Genomic DNA, 22,431 nt, shown 5'->3' with positions numbered 1-22,431 from the left:
CACGGGATGGCTGCCGAGGCCGTGAAGTCTACAGGAGGCCGAGGCGCCCTGCCGGGCGGTTTCGCCGGCGGGGCGTTGTCCCTATGATGAGCCCTCGTCCGTGGAGAAAGCCGATGCCCGTTCCAGACCTGAAGAGCCAGTTCGCCGCGCTGATCGCCGCGCCTTCGGTGAGCTGCACCCAGCCCGGCTGGGACCAGTCCAACCAGGCGGTGATCGACCTGCTGGCGGCCTGGCTGGGCGAGCTGGGCTTCCGTTGCGAGGTGCAGCAGGTGGCGCCCGGCAAGGCCAACCTGCTGGCCACCCTGGGCAGCGGACCCGGCGGCCTGGTGCTGGCCGGCCACAGCGATACCGTGCCCTTCGACGCCGCGCTGTGGAAGAGCGACCCGCTGCAGCTCACCGAGGCCGATGACCGCTGGTACGGGCTGGGCAGCTGCGACATGAAGGGCTTCTTCCCCCTGGTGATCGAGGCGGTGCGCACCCTGCGTGACCAGCCGTTGCGCCGCCCGCTGATCGTCCTGGCCACCTGCGACGAAGAGAGCTCGATGTCCGGCGCCCGTGCCCTGGCCGCCGCCGGGCAGCCGCTGGGCCGCGCCGCGGTGATCGGCGAGCCCACCGGGCTGAAGCCGATCCGCCTGCACAAGGGCGTGATGATGGAGCGCATCGACATCCTCGGGCAGAGCGGCCACTCCTCCGACCCGAGCCTGGGCCGCAGCGCCCTGGAGGCGATGCACGAGAGCATCGCCGCGCTGGTGGCCCTGCGCGGCGAGTGGCAGCGCACGTTCAACAACCCGCTGTTCAACGTGCCGCAGCCGACCCTCAATCTCGGCTGCATCCATGGCGGCGACAACCCCAACCGCATCTGCGGGCAGTGCAGCCTGGAGTTCGACCTGCGCCCGCTGCCGGGGATGGAGCCGGAGATGCTGCGCGCGGCCATCCGCCAGCGCCTGGCGCCACTTGCCGAGCGCCATGGCGTGGCCATCGACTACCAGCCCCTGTTCCCCGCCGTGCCGCCCTTCGAGGAGCCGGCCGGAAGTGATCTGGTACGCCTGGCCGAACGTCTCACCGGGCATGCCGCAGAAGCGGTGGCCTTCGGCACCGAAGCCCCGTATCTTCAGCAGCTCGGCTGCGAGACCCTGGTGCTCGGCCCCGGCGACATCGCCTGTGCCCACCAGCCCGATGAACACCTCGAACTGTCACGCATCGAGCCTACCGTGGCGCTGCTGCGCCAGCTCATCCAGCACTACTGCCTGAACCCCGCCGACAAGGCCTGACGAGGAGGGAATCCGTTGATGTTCCTGCGACGACGATAAACGCGACGCCCCCGACTCCGTTACCGGAGTAGCACCGCTCATTTCGCCAACGTCCACAGGCTCACGGAATCCATGCACGACTACGTCAACTGGCTGCGCCACGCATCGCCCTATATCAACGCCCACCGGGATTGCACCTTCGTGGTGATGCTGCCCGGCGAGGGCGTCGCCCATCCGAACTTCGGCAACATCGTCCACGACCTGGTGCTGCTGCACAGCCTGGGCGTGCGCCTGGTGCTGGTGCACGGCTCGCGCCCGCAGATCGAGGCGCGGCTGGCCGCGCGCGGGCTGACCCCGCACTTCCACCGCGACCTGCGCATCACCGACGGCCCGACCCTGGAGTGCGTGATCGACGCCGTGGGCCAGCTGCGCATCGCCATCGAGGCGCGCCTGTCCATGGACATCGCCGCCTCGCCCATGCAGGGCTCGCGCCTGCGCGTCACCGGCGGCAACTTCGTCACCGCGCGGCCCATAGGCGTCGTCGATGGCGTCGACTACCACCACACCGGCGAGGTGCGCCGCATCGACCGCAAGGGCATCAGCCGCCAGCTCGACGAGCGCTCCATCGTGCTGCTCTCGCCCCTGGGCTACTCGCCCACCGGGGAGATCTTCAACCTGGCCTGCGAGGACGTCGCCACCCGCGCCGCCATCGACCTGGGCGCGGACAAGCTGGTGCTGTTCGGCAGCGAGCGCGGGCTGATCGACGAATCCGGCAAGCTGGTGCGCGAACTGCGCCCGCAACAGGTGCCCGGCCACCTCGTGCGGCTGGGCAACAGCTACCAGGCCGAGCTGCTGGACGCCGCCGCCCAGGCCTGTCGCAGCGGGGTCAAGCGCAGCCACATGGTCAGCTATGCCGAGGACGGCTCGCTGCTCACCGAGCTGTTCACCCGCGACGGTGGCGGCACCCTGGTGGACCAGGAGCAGTTCGAGTCCCTGCGCGAAGCCACCATCGACGACGTCGGCGGGCTGATCGACCTGATCACCCCGCTGGAGGACCAGGGCATCCTCGTGCGCCGCTCCCGCGAGGTGCTGGAGCGCGAGATCGGCCAGTTCACCATCGTCGAGCGCGACGGCCACATCATCGCCTGTGCGGCGCTCTATCCCATCGCCGACTCCGATGCGGGCGAGCTGGCGTGCCTGGCGGTGAACCCCGAGTACCGCCACGGCGGCCGTGGCGACGAGCTGCTGGAGCGCATCGAGGACCGCGCCCGTGCACTGGGCCTGAAGACCCTCTTCGTGCTCACCACGCGCACCGCGCACTGGTTCCGCGAGCGCGGGTTCCAGCCCAGCGGCGTGGAAAGCCTGCCGGCGGCACGTGCCTCGCTCTACAACTACCAGCGCAACTCGAAGATCTTCGAAAAGGTGCTCTGAGGCTGCTCCTACAGAACTGAGGGCGCGTGCCGTAGAGTGTGCCGTGCGCACCTTCGCACGGTGCTTCCGGCGAGCTCCAGGTGCGCGCAGCACACCCTACGTCTGGAGTGAGCGACGGCTGCCCGCTCCGAGGCCCCTCTTCCAGTGGACTCGTGAAAGGGCCCGGCACCGAGCAGGGCCCATCGCGGCTGAAGCCGCTCCCACAGGGGGGAGTCCCGCTCACCCCATCAGGGCAGTATCGCGAACACCCGCGCCGGGAAGCCGGTGCCCCGGGCGATCTTCGGGAAGCTCACGACCACCAGCGCGCCGGCTTCCGGCACCTGGTCCAGGTTGGCCAGCAGCTCGATCTGGTAGTGGTCCTTGCCGAGGATGTAGGACTCCAGGGAGTAGTCGTCCTTGCTGGTGGCGATGCCCGGGTCGGTGTCCGTGGTCTCGTGGCCGGAGGCGGTGATCTTGCGGGTCTCGTAGAGGTAGACCAGCGCCTCCTTGCTCCAGCCCGGGTAGTGGGCCACGCCCTGGGCGTCGGCGTTCTGGATCTTCTCCTGGCTCGGCCAGCGCTTGGACCAGTCGCTGCGCAGGGCCACGAAGGCGCCTTCGGGCACCGGGCCGTGCTTGGCCTCCCAGGCCTTCACGTCGGCCAGGGTCAGTACGTAGTCGGGGTTCTTCGCCGCCTGCTGGTGGATGTCCAGCACCACCAGCGGCAGCAGCTGTTCCTTCACGTCGATCTGGTCGATGCCGCGCAGGCCCTTGTGGAAGTGCACCGGCGGGTCGACATGGGTGCCCCACTGGCCGACGTGGGTGTAGAGGTCCACCTGGAAGCCGTCCTTGTCGACGGTGTAGAGCGTCTTGCGCTGGGCGTTCTCGAAGCCCTTCCAGTGCGGCACCTGCTCGTCGTAGGCATGGGTCAGGTCGACCCAGGTCTTGGCTTTCAGGGTGGCGTAGGTGTCCCAGAGGCCGGGTTGCGCGGCCTGGGCCAGCAGCGGCAGGGACAGTGAGGCGGTGAGGGCCAGGCGGCCCAGGGTGCGTATCGACATGCGTGACCTTCTCCATGGTTGGGACCGGGCCGGTATGGGCGCTCTGCCTATACTGGCTGACTCATAACTTAGAAGGGGATGCGCGATGTCGTCTAAGCACTTGATCGAATATGAACATGCCAGTCCGGAAGTCCGCGCCGTCTACGACGACATCATGGCGACGCGCCAGGTCGACCAGGTCAACAACTTCTGGAAGGCCCTGGCCCAGCACCCGGACAACCTGCGCCGCACCTGGGAGAGCCTGAAGCAGGTGATGGCCCCCGGCGCGCTGGACCCGCTGACCAAGGAGCTGCTCTACGTGGCCGTCAGCGTCACCAACAACTGCGCGTACTGCATCGGCTCGCACACGGCGGCGGCGCGCAAGGCGGGGATGACCGAGGCGATGTTCGGCGAGCTGCAGGCGGTGATCGGCATGGCCAACGAGACCAACCGGCTGGCGACGGGTTATCGGGTTCCGCTGGACGCGGCGTTTCGCGAGGACTGATTCAGGCGATCCGCGAGGGGCGCTGCAGCTCGTACTGGTCGTGGCCGTCGTCCCAACCCGCTTCCCAGGCCGCGGCGAGGACTTCGGCGGGGTAGGGTTGCTGGTCGATCGTCTGGCCGGTGAGGCCCGCCATGTAGCCTTGCTGGTAGGCCTTGTTGAGGCTTTCCAGGCTCCATTGCTGGCTGTCTTGGGGGTGGGCGTCTGGGGCCGCCATGGGCAAAGCTCGCAGGCTCTGGATTTGTGCTCATGCTAGCTGCCGGTTTTCCGGCGCGGGTGGCCGCCTGTCCCGCTTCGAGCCCCAGCTTGTCGGTTTTGTGACGGGGCGCGCCTTTTCAGGGCGCAGGGCTGCGCGGGTGGCTTTAGGTGGCGGGTTGCGGCGTGTCGTGCGCCGGGCGCAGGGGCGTCGGGCCCCGCCTCGCGCGGTGGCTGGGCGAGGCGTCGTACACCCTACGCCATTCCACGTGCGGGTTTGGGCTTTCGCAGGGTGGGTAGAGCGCAGCGAAACCCACCGTTGCGGTGGGCTCCTGCGGGGGTCAGTTGCTCAGCAAGCCGAGGATGCTGGCCTGGTAGGCGGCGACGAAGGTGTCGAAGTCGACGTCGGGCTCGGCTTCCAGGCGCGCCTGTTCCTCCAGGGATTCGCGCGCCATGGCTTCGAGGCGAGCCTGGTCGTCCGGGGCCAGGGCCTCGGCGCGGAAATACGCGGCGTGCAGGCGGCTCTGGCGCAGGGAGAACTCGCTGAAGCTCTCGCCACGTTCGCGCAGCTCGGCCAGCACCTGTGCCGACGGCGTGAGGCGGGTGTCCTCGACCTTGAGGCGCTGGGCCTGCAGGGCTTCGGCATGGGCCTGGCCGCCCTGGGCGCGGTCCAGCAGGTCGGCGGTGCGGGCGATCTGGTCGAGCAGCTCGAAGGCCCATTCCTTGAGGCCGATCTCCTGGCCGTTGCGCTGCAGGTGCAGGCCGGGGCGACGGCCTTCCTTGACCACGCGCTGGAAGTTGTCGGTGCAGTCGCGGCACTCGCCGCCGGCCAGGGGCGGGCTGTCCTGCAGGGCGCAGAACAGCAGGAAGGCGTCGAGGAAACGCGACTCGGCCAGGTCGATGCCCAGCGGCAGGAAGGGGTTGATGTCCAGGCAGCGCACTTCGACGTACTGCACGCCACGGGCCATCAGCGCCTGGATCGGGCGCTCGCCGGTGTAGGTGACGCGTTTCGGGCGGATCGAGGAGTAGTACTCGTTCTCGATCTGGATGACGTTGGTGTTCAGCTGCACCCATTCGCCGTCACGCTTGGTGCCGATCTCGGCATAGGGCGGGTAGGGCGTGGACACGGCCTGGCGCAGGCTCGACAGGTAGCTGTCGAGGCTGTTGTAGCAGGGCGTGAGGCCGGACTGGGCATTGTTCTGGTAGCCCAGGTCGCTCATGCGCAGGCTGGTGGCCCAGGGCAGGAACAGGGTGTCGGCGTCGAGGCGGTCGAGGTCGTGGGGGCGGCCGCGGAGGAAGTTCTGGTCCAGCGCCGGCGCCGCGCCGAACAGGTACATCAGCAGCCAGCTGTAGCGCCGGAAGTTGCGGATCATCGCGATGTAGCGCGCGGACTGGAAGTCACGGTCGCTCTGCGGATCGCCTTCGGCCTCCTTGAGCAGCGGCCACAGGGCTTCGGGCAGGGAGAAGTTGTAGTGGATGCCGGCGATGCACTGCATGGTCTTGCCATAGCGCACGGCCAGGCCTCGGCGGTAGACGTACTTCAGGCGGCCGATGGGCGAGGTGCCGTAGCGGGCGATCGGTATGACCTCCTCGCTGGGCAGGCGGCCAGGCATCGAGGCGCTCCACAGCAGCTCGCCGTCGAGCTTCTGGTAGGTGAAGCGGTGGATCTTCTCCAGGTCCGCCAGGGTCGCCGCCGGGTCGTGCTCGGTGGGGGTGATGAACTCCAGCAGCGACTCGGAATAGTCGGTGGTGATCTGCGGGTTGGTCAGCGCGGAACCGACGGCCACCGGGTGTGGGGTCAGGGCCAGCTGGCCGTTGCCGTCGACGCGCAGGCATTCGCGCTCGATGCCGTGCAGGCACTGGGTCAGCAGGGACAGGTGGGCACGCTCGCCCAGCAATGCCAGGCGGCGGGAGAGAAGGTCGCTCAATTTGGAATCCTGTGGGTCCCAGGGACAGTCGCCCCAATATGAGGGTGGACTGGTCGGTCTACAAGGGGCGGACATGACTGCGTTGTCGCTTCGTCCAGAATAGAGCGTCGCCGTCCTGGCGCTTACAGCTGGGCGAAGGTGCCTTGCCCTTTAGCGACCAGCTTGTCGCCCTGCAGCACATCGGCCTCGACCACCAGGGTCCGCGAGCCGGCGTGCACCACCCGCGCGCGGCAGAGGATGTCACCCTCGGCCACGGGGCGGATGTAGTTGATCTTGCATTCGATCGTGGCGCTGCGCCGCTCGAAGCCATGGACGCTGGTGCAGGCCAGGCCCATGGCGATGTCGAGCAGCGAGAAGATGGCTCCGCCGTGCATCACCTGGCCGCGATTGCGCAGGTGCTCGGCCATGGACAGGCGCGCCTCGGCGACGCCGTCGCCCAGGCTGACCGGTTCGATGCCCAGCAGCTTGCTGTAGGCGCTGGCGGTGTGCAGGTCGGAGACTTCCATCAGCTCACTTCTTCTTGATCTGCTTGGCGTTGGCGAACAGCGAGGCCATGGCGTTGTTCGCCGGCGCCGCCTGCTGCTGGCGCGGGGCACCCCGATCGGGACGCTGGCCGCCCTGCGGACGACCGCCGCCGCGCGGGCCCTCGACCTTCTCGCCGGGGGTGTCGCTCATGCGCATGGACAGGCCGACGCGGTTGCGCGGGATGTCCACCTCCATGACCTTGACCTTGACGATGTCGCCGGCCTTGACCACCTCGTACGGGTCCTTGACGAACTTCTCCGACAGCGCGGAGATGTGCACCAGGCCGTCCTGGTGGACGCCGATGTCGACGAAGGCGCCGAAGTTGGTGACGTTGGTCACCACGCCTTCGAGCACCATGCCGGGCTTGAGGTCCTTGAGGCTCTCAACGCCTTCCTGGAACTCGGCGGTCTTGAACTCCGGGCGCGGGTCGCGGCCGGGCTTGTCGAGTTCCTTGAGGATGTCGGTGACGGTCGGCAGGCCGAAGGTCTCGTCGGTGAACTTGGCCGGGTCGAGGCGCTTGAGGAAGGCGGAGTCGCCGATCAGCGAGCGCACGTCGCGGCCGGTGCCCTCGGCGATGCGCTGCACCAGCGGGTAGGTCTCCGGGTGCACCGCCGAGGCATCCAGCGGGTTGTCGCCGTTCATCACGCGGAGGAAGCCGGCGGCCAGCACGTAGGTCTTCTCGCCCAGGCGGCTGACGTTCTTCAGCTCTTCGCGGGTCTTGAAGGCGCCGTTGGCGTCGCGGTGGGCGACGATGTTCTGCGCCAGGGTCGCGTTGAGGCCGGAGATGCGCGCCAGCAGGGCGGCGGAGGCGGTGTTCACGTCCACGCCCACGGCGTTCACGCAGTCCTCGACCACGGCGTCCAGGCTGCGTGCCAGCTGCAGCTGGGAGACGTCGTGCTGGTACTGGCCGACGCCGATGGATTTCGGCTCGATCTTCACCAGTTCGGCCAGCGGGTCCTGCAGGCGGCGGGCGATGGACACCGCGCCGCGCAGGGACACGTCCAGCTCGGGGAACTCCTTGGCGGCCAGTTCCGAGGCCGAGTACACCGATGCGCCGGCCTCGCTGACCATGATCTTGGTCATCTTCAGGCCCGGCATCTTGCTGATCAGCTCGCCGGCCAGCTTGTCGGTCTCGCGGCTGGCGGTGCCGTTGCCGATGGCGATCAGGTCGACGCCGTGCTTGGCGCAGAGCTTGCCGAGGGTGGCCAGGGTGTCATCCCACTTGTTGTGCGGGACGTGCGGGTAGACGGTGGCGGTCTCCAGCAGCTTGCCGGTGGCGTCGACCACGGCGACCTTGCAGCCGGTGCGCAGGCCCGGGTCCAGGCCCAGGGTGGCGCGCGGGCCGGCCGGGGCAGCCAGCAGCAGGTCATGAAGGTTGCGGGCGAAGACGTTGATCGCCTCGGTCTCGGCGCCTTCGCGCAGCTCACCCAGCAGGTCGGTCTCCAGATGGGTGTAGAGCTTCACCTTCCAGGTCCAGCGCACCACCTCGCCCAGCCATTTGTCGGCGGCGCGGCCCTGGTCCTTCACGCCGAAGCGCTCGCCGATCATCACCTCGCAGGGGTGCATGGTGCCGGGCAGCTCCTCGCCGACCTTCAGCGCGACGCTGAGCACGCCCTCGTTGCGGCCGCGGAAGATCGCCAGCGCGCGGTGCGACGGTGCGCCCTTGAGGGGCTCGTCGTGCTCGAAGTAGTCGCTGAACTTGGCGCCTTCCTGTTCCTTGCCGGGAACCAGGCGGGCGGTCAGGGTGGCGTTGTCCTTGAGGAAGCCGCGCAGGCTGGCCAGCAGCGTGGCGTCCTCGGCGAAGCGCTCCATGAGGATGTACTTGGCGCCTTCGAGCACCGCCTTGGTGTCGGCGAAGCCCTTTTCGGCATCGATGAAGCGCGCGGCTTCGGTTTCCGGTGCCAGGGTCGGGTCGGCGAACAGCGCGTCGGCCAGCTCGCCGAGACCGGCTTCCAGGGCGATCTGGCCCTTGGTGCGGCGCTTCTGCTTGTACGGCAGGTAAAGGTCTTCGAGGCGGGTCTTGGTGTCGGCCAGCTTGATCTCGCGGGCCAGTTCCGGGGTCAGCTTGCCCTGCTCCTCGATGCTGGCGAGGATCGCGCCACGGCGATCCTCCAGCTCGCGCAGGTAGCGCAGGCGCTCTTCCAGGGTACGCAGCTGGGTGTCGTCCAGGCTGCCGGTGACTTCCTTGCGGTAGCGGGCGATGAAGGGAACGGTGGAGCCTTCATCGAGCAGGGCGACGGCGGCGGCGACTTGTTGCGGGCGCACGCCCAGCTCTTCAGCGATACGGTTGTTGATGCTTTCCATATGAAAAAGACACACCTGATGACCAACGAAAGACCGGCCGGGCCTGGCCCTGGCCGGGAAACAAGCGGCGCATTATAAACACCCCGTTGCGCTGGCCAGGGAACCGTTCGGGGAAAAATCTGCTAACAATGGTCGAGCCGCGCGACACCGGTGCTGAGTAATAATGCCGCGCTTGAGAAACCAGGAGAGAACATGAGCAGCATCCCCAATGCCGAGGGCGAAAAGATCCTGATCGTCGACGACGACGCGCGTCTGCGTCGCTTGCTCGAGCGCTTTTTCGAAGAGCAGGGCTACCGCGTGCGCGCGGTGGAGAACGTCGAGCAGATGGACCGCCTGCTGGCCCGCGAGCTGTTCCACCTCGTGGTCCTGGACCTGATGCTGCCGGGCGAGGACGGCCTGTCCGCCTGCCGCCGCCTGCGCGCGTCGAACAACCAGGTGCCGATCATCATGCTCACCGCCAAGGGCGACGAGTCCAGCCGTATCCAGGGCCTGGAACTGGGCGCCGACGACTACCTGGCCAAGCCGTTCAACCCGCGCGAGCTGCTGGCGCGGATCAAGGCCGTGCTGCGCCGCCAGGCGCCCCAGGTGCCCGGCGCCCCGGCCGCTGCCGACGAGAGCGTCACCTTCGGCGAGTACGAGCTGTCCCTGGCCACCCGCGAGCTGAAGAAGGGCGAGGACGTGCACATGCTCACCACCGGTGAGTTCGCCGTGCTCAAGGCCCTGGTCCAGCACGCCCGCGAGCCGCTGACCCGCGACAAGCTGATGAACCTCGCCCGTGGCCGCGAGTGGGACGCCCTGGAGCGCTCCATCGACGTGCAGATATCCCGCCTGCGCCGGCTGATCGAGCCCGACCCGTCCAAGCCCCGCTACATCCAGACCGTCTGGGGTGTCGGCTACGTGTTCGTGCCCGACGGCAACAAGTGACCTCCCCCCGCCGCGCCCGTATCCCGGGCGCGGCACTGCCTTGCAAGGCGCCTGAGCCTCCTGCCCGGAAAACCCGATGAAAGCGCCGTACTGGTTCCCGCAGAGTTTCTTCTCCCGCACCCTCTGGCTGGTGCTCATCGTCGTGCTGTTTTCCAAGGCGCTGACCCTGGTCTACCTGATGATGAACGAGGACGTCCTCGTGGACCGCCAGTACAGCCACGGCGCCGCGCTGACCCTGCGTGCCTACTGGGCGGCCAGCGAATCCGAGCGCGACGACCTGGCACGCGCCGCCGGCCTCAAGCGGGTGACCAGCGACGCCGTGCCGCCCAGCGAGCAGCACTGGCCCTACAGCGAGATCTTCGAGCGGCAGATGCAGACCGAGCTCGGCCCCGAGACCGAGGTGCGCCTGCGCGCCAAGAGCCCGCCGGCGCTCTGGGTGCGGGCCCCGGCGCTGGGCCCCGACTGGGTGCGCATCCCGCTTTATCCACACCCCTTGCGCGGGCAGCGCATCTGGAGCGTGCTCGGCTGGTTCCTCGGCATCGGCCTGCTGTCCACTGCCGCCGCCTGGATCTTCGTGCGCCAGCTCAACGCCCCGCTCAAGCGCCTGGTGTTCGCCGCCCGCCAGCTCGGCCAGGGTCGCAGCGTGCGCCTGCCGGTGAGCGACACGCCCAGCGAGATGACCGAGGTCTACCGCGCCTTCAACCAGATGGCCGAGGACGTCGAGCAGGCCGCCCGCGAGCGCGAGCTGATGCTGGCCGGCGTCTCCCACGACCTGCGTACCCCGTTGACGCGGTTGCGCCTGTCCCTGGAGCTGATGAGCAGCGACAGCGAGTTCACCGAGGACATGGTTCGCGACATCGAGGACATGGACGCCATCCTCGACCAGTTCCTCGCCTTCATCCGCGACGGTCGCGACGAGCGCCAGGAAGAGCTCGACCTCGGCGAGCTGGTACGCGAGGTGGTGGCCCCCTACAACCAGCACGAGGAGCGCGTGCGCCTGTGCCTGGAGCCGGTGCCTCCGTTCCCCCTGCGGCGCGTGTCGGTCAAGCGCCTCTTGACCAACCTGATCGAGAACGCGCTGCGCTATGGCGGCAACGGCGTCGAAGTGGCCGCCTTCGTGGCGGGCGATCACACCGCCCCCTATGTCGTCCTCAGCGTGCTCGACCGTGGCCAGGGCATCGACCCGGCCGAGCTGGGCGACATCTTCAACCCCTTCATCCGCGGCGACCGCGCCCGTGGCGGCAAGGGCACCGGCCTGGGCCTGGCCATCGTCAAGCGCATCGCCGCGCTGCACGGCGGCAGCGTCGAGCTGCGCAACCGTTCCGGCGGTGGGCTGGAAGCCCGCGTGTGCCTGCCCCTGGGCCTGCTGCTGCCCCGCGACGCCGCCTGACAGCCCCGCACGGCGGGGCTCGCGTTCATCCGCGACGCCTTCCGTCAGGCTGCGACGCGGGCTCGTTGTTGCATAGTGTCACTTTGCCCTGACCCACGTACTCTAGGCGCCCTGGACTATCCTCCCGCGTGCGTAGACTTGAGGTCAGAATGCCCGCCGCTAAAGCCCGCTTGCCCAACTGGACCTGGTGGTCGTCACTGCCGTTGCTGCACCTCGCCACCTGGGTCTCCCTGGGCACCCAGGTTTCCGGCGGCGTCGCGCTCTGGTACCTGCCCTTTTCCCTGGGGCTGGTGGCGTGCCTCTGGTGGGGCCCTCGGGTACTGCTCGCGGTCTTCCTCAACGCCGTCCTGAGCGCACCGCTCTGGGGCCTGGACTGGCGCCTCGCGCCTTTCTACGCCCTGCCCGAGACCCTCAGCATCGGTGTCGGCTGGCTGCTTTTGCGGCCGCCGCGCTTCGATGTCGCCCTGCCGGATTTCGCCAGCCTGCTGCGCTTCATGCTGCTCGGCGTGCTGGTGCCCGTGACCCTGGTGGCCATCGGCGTGCAGGGCAGTCTGGTGCTCACCGGGGTGATCGCCCCCGAGGCCTGGGGCACCGCCAGCCTGCTGATGTGGCTGGGCGACAGCCTCACCACCCTGGTGGTCTGCCTGCCGCTGCTCACCTACCTCACCCCCTGGTTGCGCCGTCGACGCTGGGCGCTGGGCGCCTTCGCGCCGCTGGCCGAGTCCATGCTGCGCCTGCCCCCCTGGCCCTTGCTGGTGGTGCTGGTCATCGCCTTGCCGCTGGCGATCGCGGTGATGCCGCTGTTGCTGACCCTGCCCCTGATCGGCCTGGTGATGCTCAGCCTGGCCCTCACCCGGGGGTTCCCCGGCGCCCTCTGCGGCGCCGGCCTGGCCACCGCCACCGTGCTCTCGCTGCCGCTCCTGCGGGAGCTGGGCGAGGCCCCGCAGTGGCTGGAGCCGCAGCGCATCGAGCTGCACCTGAGCGTGCTGCTGCTGATGGTCTCCACCCTGCTGGTGGGGCGGACCCTCAGCGACCTGCGCCTGGAACTGCGCCGTCGCGCCGAGATGCAGCAGGCCCTGGCCATGAACAGCCTGGCCCTCGAGGCCAGCCCGCTCGGCGTGATCATCGTCGACGCGCGCCAGCCCGACTTCCCGCTCACCTACTGCAACCCCGCCTTCCTGCGCATCACCGGCTACAGCCGCCACGAAGTGCTGGGGCGCAACTGTCGCTTCCTGGTCGGCCACGACCGCAACCAGCCCGAGCTGCCGCGCCTGCTGGCGGCCATCCGGCGCGGCGAGCCGTGCCAGGCGATCCTGCGCAATTACCGCAAGGACGGCAGCCTGTTCTGGAACGAGGTGACCCTGGCGCCGATGCACGACGACCAGGGCATCAGCCATTTCGTCGCCCTGCAGCACGATGTCAGCCGCCGCGAACTGCTCGCCGAGGAACTGGGCCTGCGCCGCGAGGAGCTGATGCGCCAGACCCACCTGCTGAGCCAGACCGAGGCCATCGCCGACATCGGCGGCTGGGTGCTGGAATTGCCCAGCGAGCAGATGTTCTGGAGCGAGGGCACCTTCCGCATCTACGACCTGGAGCCGGTGGGCGGCGCGCCCAACCTGGAACAGGCGATGAACTACTTCGACGAGGACAGCCGCGCCCGGGCCCGCGCCACCCTCGATCACGTGCTGCGCAGCGCCGATCCCTTCGACATCGAGCTGCGTGTCGTCACCGCCAAGAGCAACTACCGCTGGGTGCGCCTCAAGGGCCTGGCCGAGCACGACGGCGAGCGGGTCATCCGCATCTACGGCGCGATCCAGGACCTCACCGAGCAGAAGCGCGCCGAGCGTCGCCAGCGCGAGCGCGAGGAGCATCTGCACCTGTTCTTCGAGGCGCCGCTGATCGGCATGGCCCTGTGCTCGCCCGAACACTGCTGGGAAGAGGTCAACTTCAAGCTCTGCAGCATCCTCGGGCGTTCCCGCGAGATGCTCCAGGGCGCCGACTGGATGAGCATCACCCACCCCGACGACCGTGGCGCCGAGCAGGCCCTGCTGCACCAGGTGCGCAGCGCCCAGCGCGACGGCTACGAACTGGACAAGCGCTTCCTGCGGCCCGACGGGAGCGTCGTCGATACCCGCGTCAACGTCCGCGCGGTGCGCGATGGCGACGGTCGCATGTACGCCCTGCTGGCCCTGGTGGAAGACGTCAGCGCCCGGCGCGAGGCCGAGGCGCGCTACCGCATCCTGGTGGAGCACGCCCCCGAGGCGATCCTGGTGTTCGACGTCGAGCGCGGCATCACCGAGGCCAACGAAAACGCCGCGCGCCTCTACGGGCTGCCCCGCGAGCAGCTGATCGGGCGCATGCCCACCAGCTTCAGCCCGCCGCTGCAGGCCGACGGGCGTCCCTCGCGGGACGTCGGCCAGGCCCACGCCCAGGCCGCGCTGGCCGGCGAGGCACCGGTGTTCGAATGGCTGATGCGTGATGTCGCCGGCCGCGTGCGCCCCTGCGAAGTGCGCCTGGTGCGCCTGCCCGGCGGCGCGGCGCCGCTGATCCGCCTGAGCATCACCGACATCTCCGAGCGCCAGCGCTACCAGCGCGAGATCGAGCGCCTGGCCTACAGCGACGAACTTACCGGCCTGCCCAACCGCCGCCTGCTGCTCGACCGCCTGCAGCACGCCATGGCCCGTGAGGTGCGCGAGGGCCGCTTCGGCGCCCTGCTGTTCATCGACCTGGACCACTTCAAGACGGTCAACGACAGCCTCGGCCACCCGGTGGGCGACGCGCTGCTGCGCGAGGTCACCGCGCGCCTGGCCAGCTGCCTGCGCGCCGAGGACACCCTGGCGCGGCTGGGCGGCGACGAGTTCGTGGTGCTGCTCGAGGCCCTGGGCGAACACCCCGAGGCGGCCGCCGAACACGCCGCCGAGGTGGGCACCAAGCTGCTCCACAGCCTGCATGGCAGCTGTCGCATCGGCGAGCACGAGCTGTCGGTCAGCGCCAGCATCGGCATCGCCCTGCACCCCTTCGAGCGCCAGGGTGCGGCGGACGTCCTCAAGCAGGCCGACACCGCCATGTACCGGGCCAAGCAGGGCGGCCGCAATGCGCTGCACTTCTTCGCCCCGGCCATGCAGGCCGCCATCGACCAGCGCCTGCAGTTGCAGAGCGAGCTGCGCCAGGCCGTGGCGCGCGAGCAGCTGTTCCTCGAGTTCCAGCCGCAGCTGGCCCTGGCCGACGAGCGTGTGGTCGGTGCCGAGGCGCTGCTGCGCTGGCGCAGCCCCACGCGCGGTGTGGTGCCGCCTGCCCAGTTCATCGCCCTGGCGGAGGAGACCGGGCTGATCCTCGAACTCAGCGACTGGGTGCTCGACCGCGCCTGCGCCGCCCTGGCCCAGTGGCTGCCGCGCTGGCCGGAGCTGGTCATGGCCATCAACATCAGCCCGCGCGACCTGCGCCAGGGTGATTTCGTCGCCCGGGTCAGCGACTGCCTGCAGCGCCATGGCGTACCGGCCCAGCGCCTGGAGCTGGAGATCACCGAAGGCAGCCTGCTGGAGGACGTCGAGCAGTGCATCGCCGCCATGCAGGCACTCAAGGGCCTGGGCGTGCGCTTCGCCATCGACGATTTCGGCACCGGCTATTCCTCGCTCACCTACCTCAAGCGCCTGCCGCTGGACCGCCTGAAGATCGACCGCAGCTTCGTCGAAGGCCTGGAACAGGCCGGCAGCGACGCCGCGCTGGTGGACACCATCCTCGCCATCGGCCACAACCTCGGCCTGGAGTGCATCGCCGAAGGCATCGAGGCCAGCGGCCAGCACCAGAGCCTGCGCGCCCTGGGCTGCGCCCTCGGCCAGGGTTTCCACTTCAGCCCGCCGCTGGACGAGGCCGCCTTCGTCGACTGGCTGGGGCAGCGCGCCCCGTGAGCCTGTTGCCGCATCCAGGAATGCCGGGGCCGGCCCTGCAAAGCGTCGGTGCTGGTCTTAACTTCAGCTGGGGTCGCCACCTGGACATCGGCCTGGTGGCGGCCAATACCCTCGAGGATGGGGTGCCCGACCAGGATGGTGGACAGGTCCTGGCGCAGATCGTCATCCGTCAACCCGTTCTTCCCAGGAGACCCACGTAATGACCACGCTGCTGCTGTACAAGGACATCAAGGCGCTGAACCGCGAGGAGCACCGCTCGCTGAAGCTCGCCAGCCTCCAGAACAGCGAATTCGCCGCCGGCACCCATCTGGTGCCGCTGGCCGGCCTGGAGTTCTTCCAGGCCTCCCGTCACTACCCGATCGTGTTCATCGGCGAGGGCGCCCAGGCCGTGCCCATCGCCCTGCTGGGCCTGAAGGCCGGCCACAACGGCTACGTCGACGCCAACAACCTGTGGCAGGAGAACTGCTACATCCCGGCCTTCGTGCGCCGTTACCCGTTCGTCCTGGCCCAGGACAGTGCGGAGAACTTCACCGTCTGCTTCGACGCCGCCTACTCGGGCTGGAACGAGCAAGAGGGCCGCGAGCTGTTCGACGAGGAAGGCCGGAACAGCCCCTTCCTCGAAGAGATGATCCACTTCCTGCAGAACTTCACCACCGAGATGGAGCGCACCCGCCGCTTCGTCGACACGCTCAACGAACTGGAGCTGCTGTCCCCGCGCAGCCTCAAGCTCAGCCACAGCAATGGCGAGAGCTTCGTGCTCAGCGACTTCCTGGCGGTGGACGAGGAGCGCTTCCTGGCCCTTCCCGACGACAAGGTGCTGGAGCTGCACAAGTCCGGTTTCCTCGGCTGGATCTATGCCCACCTGATCTCCCTGGGCAACGCCAACCAGCTGTTCGCGCATTACCTGGCGAAGAAGGCTGCCGGCGAAACCACCCCCCATTGATGGGGGACGGCTCCACTCCCGGCCGGGGGCGGAGCCTGCTTCAGCGCAACGACTTCCTTGATGCGTCCGTAGGTCGGGTGAGGCCCGGCGGCTTTTGTGTGGGCGCTGGATGGGCTCGGCGTATGGCGGAATGTAGGGTGGACCCCGCTTCACCGGTCCACCATGGGGTGCTGGGCATGACTACCGGCTTCCCGGCACCTCCACCGCGTGGGTTTCGCCGAGCTCTACCCACCCTACGGAAGTCCATCGCCTCGTCGGGAGAGCGATGGGTGGGCTCAGCCCTTGCCCTTGGTGCGGGTCATGTTGGGGCCGGCACTTTTTTCCAGGTGTTCGATGATGATCCCGGCGACGTCCTTGCCGGTGGTCACTTCGATGCCTTCCAGGCCGGGTGAGGAGTTCACCTCCATCACCAGCGGGCCGTGGTTGGAGCGCAGGATGTCGACACCGGCCACCGACAGGCCCATGACCTTGGCGGCGCGGATGGCGGTCATGCGTTCCTCCGGGGTGATCTTGATCAGGCTGGCGCTGCCGCCCCGGTGCAGGTTGGAACGGAACTCGCCCGGCTTGGCCTGGCGCTTCATCGAGGCGATGACCTTGTCGCCCACGACGAAGCAGCGGATGTCGGCGCCGCCGGCCTCGCGGATGTACTCCTGCACCATGATGTTCTGCTTCAGGCCCATGAAGGCCTCGATCACCGATTCGGCCGCCTTCTCCGTCTCGCACAGCACCACGCCTATGCCCTGGGTGCCTTCCAGCACCTTGATCACCAGCGGGGCGCCGTTGACCATGCGGATCAGGTCGGGGATGTCGTCGGGGGAGTGGGCGAAGCCGGTCACCGGCAGGCCGATGCCCTTGCGCGAGAGCAGCTGCAGGGAGCGCAGCTTGTCCCGCGAGCGGCTGATGGCCACCGACTCGTTGAGGGGGAACACGCCCATCATCTCGAACTGGCGCAACACGGCGCAGCCGTAGAAGGTCACCGAGGCGCCGATGCGCGGGATCACCGCGTCGAAGCCTTCCAGCGGCTGGCCGCGGTAGTGGATCTGCGGCTTGTGGCTGGCGATGTTCATGTACGCGCGCAGGGTGTCGATCACCTGGATCTCGTGCCCGCGCTGCTGGCCGGCCTCCACCAGGCGACGGGTCGAATACAGACGCGGGTTGCGCGACAGCACGGCAATTTTCATTGGGCACCTGGAAGGGAGTCGAAGGCCGGTAGGGTCGGCTTGTCCTGTACGTAGCTAAGGGCCGGGTTGACCACCAGTTGGCCGTCCACCAGGGCTTTGGAGCCGATCAGCACGCGGTAGCGCATGGTCTTGCGACAGGCCAGGGTGAACTCGATCGGCCAGGCGCGATCGCCCAGGGCGACCGTGGTGCTGATCACATAGCGGCTCTGGGCCTGGCCGTTGGAGCTCTTGATGGTCTTCACCGAGACCACCTGCGCCTCGCAGCGATGGCGCCGCTGCACCAGGGTGCCGAGGTGCGCGGTGAAGCGCACCCAGCGCTGGCCGTCGCGCTCGAAGGGCACGATGTCGCTGGCATGCAGGGTGGAGGTGCTGGCCCCGGTGTCGATCTTGGCGCGCAGGCCGACCATGCCGAGTTCGGGCAGGGCTATCCATTCACGCAGGCCGATCACGGAGAGTTGGTCGAACGTCTTCAAAGCAGGCTTTCCGGTAAAGTTGTCGGCATTCTAGTTGCCCCTTGTGACAACTGCATCCGGCCCGGCGTGCGCCCGGGAGGCAAATTTCCAGGTTGCGATGCCGTGCAGCCTGCCAGCATGGAAACCGAGGCATGAGCGACAAAGACGACGACAAGGTGCGCCTGGACAAGTGGCTGTGGGCGGCGCGTTTCTACAAGACCCGCGCGCTGGCCAAGGAGGCCATCGAGGGCGGCAAGGTCCACCACCGGGGTGAGCGCTGCAAGCCGGGCAAGGAGCCGCGCATCGGTGACCAATACGTGATCCGTACCGGCTTCGAGGAGCGCACCGTGGTGGTCCGCGCCCTTTCCGTGGTGCGCCGGGGCGCGCCCGAGGCGCAGACGCTCTACGAGGAGACCGCCGAGAGCATCGCCCGCCGCGAGGAGGCGGCGGCCCTGCGCAAGGCCGGCGCCCTGGGCGTGCAGACCGAGGGCCGGCCGACCAAGAAGCAGCGCCGGCAGATCCACTACCTGCGCGGCGGCTCCGGCGATTTCGAGGGCTAGCGCAGGCGCTTGTCGTCCAGCAGCGACAGGCGGTTGAGCAACGGCACGCGGCTGCCCAGGCGCATGGCCGGGCTGGCCAGCCAGGCCAGCACGCGGGCGAGGTGGTCGCCCGCCGGGGTGCACCAGCCCCAGGCCAGCACCAGCAGGGTGATGAACAGGCCGCCGACCAGGTCGTCCGCCAGCCAGTGGGCACCGGCCACCAGGCGCGGCAGCATCATCGCGGTGGCCAGGGCGACTACCGTCACGCGGTTCCAGCCCCGGGCGAAGATCGCCATGAACAGGCCCCAGAGCATCAGCACCGAGGCGTGGTCGCCGGGGAAGCTGCGGCTGGAACGGTCCTTCACTTCGAACACGCTTTCGAGCAGCGGGAAGTGATCGGACAGCTGCATGCCGCCCAGCACGATGGACGGGCTGGCGTGCTGCCAGCCATGGTGCACGGCGATGCGGGTGAAGAGGATGCGCACCGCCACGAGCACCAGCATCAGGGCGATGAAGGTGAACAGCGCGGGGCGCAACTGGTGGCGGCGGAACACCCAGTCCTGGCGGATCAGCAGGGCGAGCATCAGGCCGCCGGCGAGGATGTCGAACAGCCGCGTGCTGCAGAAGGCCCAGAAGCCCATCCACAGCGGGTGGCCGTCCAGGGAGCCGTTGAGGGCCAGGTAGACGGCCCGGTCGGCCTGGTCCCAGAGCGTCCGAGTGGCCGGCGACAGCCAACTGGCGAGCAGCAGCAGGGCGAAGGCGTGCAGGCCGATCAGGGCCGGCCATCGCCAGGAGGCTTGGACACGCATCGGTTTCTCCATAAAATTCCCATCCTCATCTATCGCAGGCCGTGGAAAGGCGCGCTTTATAGTTCGCCGTCATCGTTCTGTCATCTTTCCTTCCCGGGTTTCCTCCTCATGCCGACCTTCGACAATACCCAGCGCTTCCTTTTCGACGACACCGACGTGCGCGGTGAGATGGTCGCCCTGGGCGAGAGCTACGCCCACGTGCTGGCCAAGCACCCCTATCCGGAGCCGGTGGCCCAGCTGCTCGGCGAAATGCTCGCCGCCGCCTCGCTGCTGGTCGGTACCCTGAAGTTCGACGGCCTCCTGGTGCTCCAGGCGCGCTCCTCCGGCGCCGTGCCGCTGCTGATGGTGGAGTGCTCCAGCGACCGCGAGCTGCGCGGCATCGCCCGCTACCACGCCGAGCAGGTGGAGCCCGGTGCCGGGCTGCACGAACTGATGCCCGAGGGCGTGCTGACCCTGACCGTGGACCCGAAGCAAGGCCAGCGCTACCAGGGCATCGTCAGCCTGGAGGGCAGCAACCTGGCCGAGAGCCTGTCCGCCTACTTCGCCAACTCCGAACAGCTGCCAACCCGCTTCTGGCTCAACGCCGATGGCCGCAATGCCCGTGGCCTGCTGCTCCAGGCCCTGCCGGCGGACCGCCTGAAGGACCCGGAAGCCCGCGCCGCCAGCTGGCAGCACCTGACCACCCTGGCCGATACCCTCACCGCCGAGGAGCTGCTGGGCCTGGACAACGAAACCGTGCTGCACCGCCTCTACCACGAGGAGCCGGTGCGCCTGTTCGACCCGCGCCCCATCAGCTTCCGCTGCAGCTGCTCGCGCCAGCGCTCGGCCAACGCCCTGGTCAGCCTGGGCCGCACGGACGCCGAAGCCCTGCTGGACGAAAACGGCGGCACGGTGGTGATCGACTGCCAGTTCTGCAACCAGCGCTACAGCTTCGACGCCGCCGACGTGGCCCAGCTGTTCGCCGGTGGCGGCAGCGCGGCGCCGTCAAGCACGAAGCACTGATCGGAAGCTGGAAGCTAGAAGCCGGAAGTTGGAGGCTGCGCTGCTCTTTCTTCAAGCTTCCAGCTTCAGGCTTCCAGCTGCTTTTCATAAGTCCCCTACCCATTTGTAGTGTGTCGTAGCGCAGCCCGGGCCTGTGGATATCTCGGCAAGCGCCCGCCCGGCCTCGTTTTCTCGCGTGGCGTTCCGCTGGTGACCGCCATTGCCGAGGCAGTCATTTCCAGTGACGAACCCGCTTGAGAAGCGCTCGCCAGAGTCGCAGTTCCCGGTGCCCGGTCTGACTGAAACCCCCGTATCGTCTGCCTTACGTCCAGTCATCTCGCCTAAGCCATAGTTCCTCTGGCATAATCCGGCGCACTTTTTTCGCTGTAGCGGGTCGCATGACCCACTACATATTTGATTGGAGGACTCGGCCTCTCGCCGACGGGGAACCACATGACGCAAGCCAATACCGCCGTGTACACCGATATCAGCGCCGCGCAACTGGTCGAAGAGGCCATCCGCCGTGGCGAGGGTGAGCTGGCCGCCAACGGTTCGCTGGTAGTTAGGACCGGTCACCGCACCGGCCGTTCTCCGGCCGACCGCTTCATCGTCCAGGAGCCGAGCACCGAATCCAAGATCGCCTGGGGCGCCATCAACCGTCCCTTCCCGGCGGACAAGTTCGATGCCCTGTGGGACCGCGTCGAAGCCTATGTGACCGAGCGCGAGCGTTTCGTTTCCCACGTGCACGTCGGCTCCGACCCCGAGCACTACCTGGCCGTCAAGATGACCACCGAGACCGCCTGGCACAACCTGTTCGGCCGCTGCCTGTTCATCAATCCCGAGCAGTACAACCCGCAGGCCCGCCAGGAATGGCAGATCATCAACGCCCCGAACTTCGTCTGCGAGCCGGAGCGTGACGGCACCAACTCCGACGGCTGCGTGATCCTCAACTTCGCCCAGCAGAAAGTCCTGATCGCCGGCATGCGCTACGCCGGTGAAATGAAGAAGGCCATGTTCTCCGTGCAGAACTTCCTGCTGCCGGAAAAAGACGTGCTGCCGATGCACTGCGCCGCCAACGTCGGCGAAGACGGCGACACCACCCTGTTCTTCGGCCTGTCCGGCACCGGCAAGACCACCCTGTCCGCCGACGAAAGCCGTTACCTGATCGGTGACGACGAGCACGGCTGGGGCGTGGGCACCGTGTTCAACATCGAAGGCGGCTGCTACGCCAAGTGCATCGACCTGTCCGAGAAGAACGAGCCGGTGATCTGGAAAGCCATCCAGTTCGGCGCCGTCCTGGAAAACGTCGTGCTGAACCCGGAAACCCGCCTGCCCGACTACAGCGACGACAGCCTGACCCAGAACTCCCGTGCGGCCTACCCGCTGGAGCTGGTCGAGAAACGCGTCGAGGCCAACCGTGCCGGCGAGCCGAACGCCGTGATCTTCCTGACCTGCGACCTGACCGGCGTACTGCCGCCCGTGTCGATCCTCAACAACGAGCAGGCTGCCTACCACTTCCTGTCCGGCTACACCGCCCTGGTGGGTTCCACCGAGATGGGGTCCGGCGGCGGCATCAAGTCGACCTTCTCCACCTGCTTCGGCGCGCCCTTCTTCCCGCGCCCGGCCGGCGAGTACGCCGAGCTGCTGATCAAGCGCATCAAGGGCTTCGGCTCCAAGGTGTACCTGGTCAACACCGGCTGGACCGGCGGTGGCTACGGCGTCGGCAAGCGCTTCAACATCCCCACCACCCGTGGCGTGATCGCGGCCATCCAGAGCGGCGCTCTGATCGGTGCCGAGACCGAGCACCTGCCGCTGATCAACCTGGACGTGCCCAAGGCCGTTCCGGGCGTCGAGACCAACCTGCTCAACCCGCGCAACACCTGGGCTGACAAGGCTGCCTACGACGAAGCCGCCAAGGGCCTGGCCGAGAAGTTCATCGAGAACTTCAAGAAGTTCGACGTCTCCGACGCCATCCGCAACGCCGGCCCGCAGCTGTAAGCGAGCCCGTTGAAGAAGAAGCCGCCTCCGGGCGGCTTTTTCATTGCTCGCCACGGGAATTACCGGGTGCTCGGAGTCGAGAGTGGCATAGGGTGGATGACGCTTCTCCCATCCACCAGCGAGGCCAGCGCCGGGCACCGCTGCCAGGAGCGGACGCT

General features: G+C 68.2%; 18 protein-coding genes. 10 read left to right on the top strand and 8 right to left on the bottom strand.

Annotated elements, in window-relative coordinates; translation table 11 throughout:
• Positions 1-113: 113 nt before the first annotated feature.
• Together argE and argA are read left to right on the top strand one after the other, a co-directional pair.
• The gene (argE, locus tag DMX10_RS09250; RefSeq protein ID WP_111260811.1) at positions 114-1,271 is read left to right on the top strand and encodes an acetylornithine deacetylase; all 1,158 of its coding nucleotides are present in this window, start codon (positions 114-116) and stop codon (positions 1,269-1,271) included.
• 111 nt (positions 1,272-1,382) lie between these two features.
• The gene (gene argA / locus DMX10_RS09245) at positions 1,383-2,681 is read left to right on the top strand and encodes an amino-acid N-acetyltransferase (protein WP_111260810.1); all 1,299 of its coding nucleotides are present in this window, start codon (positions 1,383-1,385) and stop codon (positions 2,679-2,681) included.
• Between the two features lie 227 nt (positions 2,682-2,908).
• Here the strand turns inward: argA and DMX10_RS09240 are convergent, their stop codons facing one another.
• Positions 2,909-3,715 carry a cyclase family protein gene (locus DMX10_RS09240; RefSeq protein WP_111260809.1) on the bottom strand — a complete coding sequence of 269 codons (807 nt, stop codon included), beginning with the start codon at positions 3,713-3,715 and terminating at the stop codon, positions 2,909-2,911.
• An 85-nt stretch (positions 3,716-3,800) separates the two neighbouring features.
• Between DMX10_RS09240 and DMX10_RS09235 the strand changes: the two genes are divergently transcribed.
• Positions 3,801-4,199: a carboxymuconolactone decarboxylase family protein gene (locus DMX10_RS09235; RefSeq protein ID WP_111260808.1), complete on the top strand. Its 399-nt coding sequence runs from the start codon at positions 3,801-3,803 to the stop codon at positions 4,197-4,199.
• A gap of 1 nt (position 4,200) precedes the next feature.
• On the opposite strand, the gene rmf is transcribed toward DMX10_RS09235, so the two are convergent.
• From rmf to DMX10_RS09215, 4 genes are all read right to left on the bottom strand, one after another.
• Entirely contained in the window at positions 4,201-4,413 is a 213-nt protein-coding gene (rmf, locus tag DMX10_RS09230; protein ID WP_111260807.1) for a ribosome modulation factor, read from the bottom strand.
• Between the two features lie 319 nt (positions 4,414-4,732).
• Positions 4,733-6,319 carry a glutamate--cysteine ligase gene (gene gshA, locus DMX10_RS09225; protein ID WP_111260806.1) on the bottom strand — a complete coding sequence of 529 codons (1,587 nt, stop codon included), beginning with the start codon at positions 6,317-6,319 and terminating at the stop codon, positions 4,733-4,735.
• Between the two features lie 122 nt (positions 6,320-6,441).
• Positions 6,442-6,825 (bottom strand): PaaI family thioesterase, encoded by a 384-nt coding sequence (locus DMX10_RS09220; protein WP_111260805.1) that lies wholly within the window; start codon positions 6,823-6,825, stop codon positions 6,442-6,444.
• A 4-nt stretch (positions 6,826-6,829) separates the two neighbouring features.
• The gene (locus DMX10_RS09215; RefSeq protein WP_111260804.1) at positions 6,830-9,148 is read right to left on the bottom strand and encodes a Tex family protein; all 2,319 of its coding nucleotides are present in this window, start codon (positions 9,146-9,148) and stop codon (positions 6,830-6,832) included.
• A gap of 153 nt (positions 9,149-9,301) precedes the next feature.
• On the opposite strand from DMX10_RS09215, the gene ompR reads away from it, so the two are divergent.
• The 4 genes from ompR to DMX10_RS09190 all read left to right on the top strand — a co-directional run bounded on the left by ompR (position 9,302) and on the right by DMX10_RS09190 (position 16,313).
• Positions 9,302-10,072, top strand: a complete 771-nt coding sequence (ompR, locus tag DMX10_RS09210) for a two-component system response regulator OmpR (RefSeq protein WP_371921684.1) — start codon at positions 9,302-9,304, stop codon at positions 10,070-10,072.
• 76 nt (positions 10,073-10,148) lie between these two features.
• Positions 10,149-11,462, top strand: a complete 1,314-nt coding sequence (locus DMX10_RS09205) for an ATP-binding protein (RefSeq protein WP_111260802.1) — start codon at positions 10,149-10,151, stop codon at positions 11,460-11,462.
• A 149-nt stretch (positions 11,463-11,611) separates the two neighbouring features.
• Positions 11,612-15,370, top strand: coding sequence for an EAL domain-containing protein (locus DMX10_RS09200; protein WP_111260801.1), 3,759 nt, complete (start codon positions 11,612-11,614; stop codon positions 15,368-15,370).
• A 199-nt stretch (positions 15,371-15,569) separates the two neighbouring features.
• Positions 15,570-16,313 carry a SapC family protein gene (locus tag DMX10_RS09190; RefSeq protein ID WP_111260799.1) on the top strand — a complete coding sequence of 248 codons (744 nt, stop codon included), beginning with the start codon at positions 15,570-15,572 and terminating at the stop codon, positions 16,311-16,313.
• Between the two features lie 275 nt (positions 16,314-16,588).
• On the opposite strand, the gene rimK is transcribed toward DMX10_RS09190, so the two are convergent.
• Together rimK and DMX10_RS09180 are read right to left on the bottom strand one after the other, a co-directional pair.
• On the bottom strand, positions 16,589-17,494 hold the full coding sequence (rimK, locus tag DMX10_RS09185) for a 30S ribosomal protein S6--L-glutamate ligase (protein ID WP_111260798.1): 906 nt from the start codon (positions 17,492-17,494) through the stop codon (positions 16,589-16,591).
• Complete coding sequence (locus DMX10_RS09180; protein ID WP_256604779.1) at positions 17,491-17,934, bottom strand: ATP-dependent zinc protease; 444 nt, start codon at positions 17,932-17,934, stop codon at positions 17,491-17,493. Before DMX10_RS09180 ends, rimK begins: the two co-directional genes overlap by 4 nt.
• 164 nt (positions 17,935-18,098) lie before the next feature.
• On the opposite strand from DMX10_RS09180, the gene DMX10_RS09175 reads away from it, so the two are divergent.
• Positions 18,099-18,506 (top strand): RNA-binding S4 domain-containing protein, encoded by a 408-nt coding sequence (locus DMX10_RS09175; RefSeq protein WP_111260796.1) that lies wholly within the window; start codon positions 18,099-18,101, stop codon positions 18,504-18,506.
• Here the strand turns inward: DMX10_RS09175 and DMX10_RS09170 are convergent.
• On the bottom strand, positions 18,503-19,294 hold the full coding sequence (locus tag DMX10_RS09170) for a phosphatase PAP2 family protein (RefSeq protein ID WP_111260795.1): 792 nt from the start codon (positions 19,292-19,294) through the stop codon (positions 18,503-18,505). The two genes, DMX10_RS09175 and DMX10_RS09170, sit on opposite strands and share 4 nt — an antisense overlap.
• A 108-nt stretch (positions 19,295-19,402) precedes the next feature.
• Here DMX10_RS09170 and hslO point away from each other — a divergent pair, with 108 nt between their 5' ends.
• Complete coding sequence (gene hslO, locus DMX10_RS09165; RefSeq protein WP_111260794.1) at positions 19,403-20,296, top strand: Hsp33 family molecular chaperone HslO; 894 nt, start codon at positions 19,403-19,405, stop codon at positions 20,294-20,296.
• Positions 20,297-20,728: 432 nt separating this feature from the next.
• The gene (locus tag DMX10_RS09160) at positions 20,729-22,273 is read left to right on the top strand and encodes a phosphoenolpyruvate carboxykinase (protein ID WP_111260793.1); all 1,545 of its coding nucleotides are present in this window, start codon (positions 20,729-20,731) and stop codon (positions 22,271-22,273) included.
• Positions 22,274-22,431 lie beyond the last annotated feature (158 nt).

Source organism: Pseudomonas sp. 57B-090624 (genome assembly GCF_003234055.1).
Classification (GTDB): Bacteria; Pseudomonadota; Gammaproteobacteria; order Pseudomonadales; family Pseudomonadaceae; genus Metapseudomonas; species Metapseudomonas tohonis.
The sequence above is the reverse complement of the archived record's forward strand: the minus strand, read 5'-3'. Positions and strand labels throughout refer to the sequence as shown.

Coding starts and splice junctions, on each gene's coding strand:
- DMX10_RS09235 (WP_111260808.1), top strand. CDS start 3,801: ATGTCGTCTAAGCACTTGATCGAATATGAACATGCCAGTCCGGAAGTC.
- argA (WP_111260810.1), top strand. CDS start 1,383: ATGCACGACTACGTCAACTGGCTGCGCCACGCATCGCCCTATATCAAC.
- DMX10_RS09190 (WP_111260799.1), top strand. CDS start 15,570: ATGACCACGCTGCTGCTGTACAAGGACATCAAGGCGCTGAACCGCGAG.
- DMX10_RS09240 (WP_111260809.1), bottom strand. CDS start 3,715: ATGTCGATACGCACCCTGGGCCGCCTGGCCCTCACCGCCTCACTGTCC.
- rimK (WP_111260798.1), bottom strand. CDS start 17,494: ATGAAAATTGCCGTGCTGTCGCGCAACCCGCGTCTGTATTCGACCCGT.
- DMX10_RS09200 (WP_111260801.1), top strand. CDS start 11,612: ATGCCCGCCGCTAAAGCCCGCTTGCCCAACTGGACCTGGTGGTCGTCA.
- argE (WP_111260811.1), top strand. CDS start 114: ATGCCCGTTCCAGACCTGAAGAGCCAGTTCGCCGCGCTGATCGCCGCG.
- DMX10_RS09215 (WP_111260804.1), bottom strand. CDS start 9,148: ATGGAAAGCATCAACAACCGTATCGCTGAAGAGCTGGGCGTGCGCCCG.
- DMX10_RS09175 (WP_111260796.1), top strand. CDS start 18,099: ATGAGCGACAAAGACGACGACAAGGTGCGCCTGGACAAGTGGCTGTGG.
- DMX10_RS09160 (WP_111260793.1), top strand. CDS start 20,729: ATGACGCAAGCCAATACCGCCGTGTACACCGATATCAGCGCCGCGCAA.
- DMX10_RS09220 (WP_111260805.1), bottom strand. CDS start 6,825: ATGGAAGTCTCCGACCTGCACACCGCCAGCGCCTACAGCAAGCTGCTG.
- hslO (WP_111260794.1), top strand. CDS start 19,403: ATGCCGACCTTCGACAATACCCAGCGCTTCCTTTTCGACGACACCGAC.
- DMX10_RS09170 (WP_111260795.1), bottom strand. CDS start 19,294: ATGCGTGTCCAAGCCTCCTGGCGATGGCCGGCCCTGATCGGCCTGCAC.
- DMX10_RS09205 (WP_111260802.1), top strand. CDS start 10,149: ATGAAAGCGCCGTACTGGTTCCCGCAGAGTTTCTTCTCCCGCACCCTC.
- rmf (WP_111260807.1), bottom strand. CDS start 4,413: ATGGCGGCCCCAGACGCCCACCCCCAAGACAGCCAGCAATGGAGCCTG.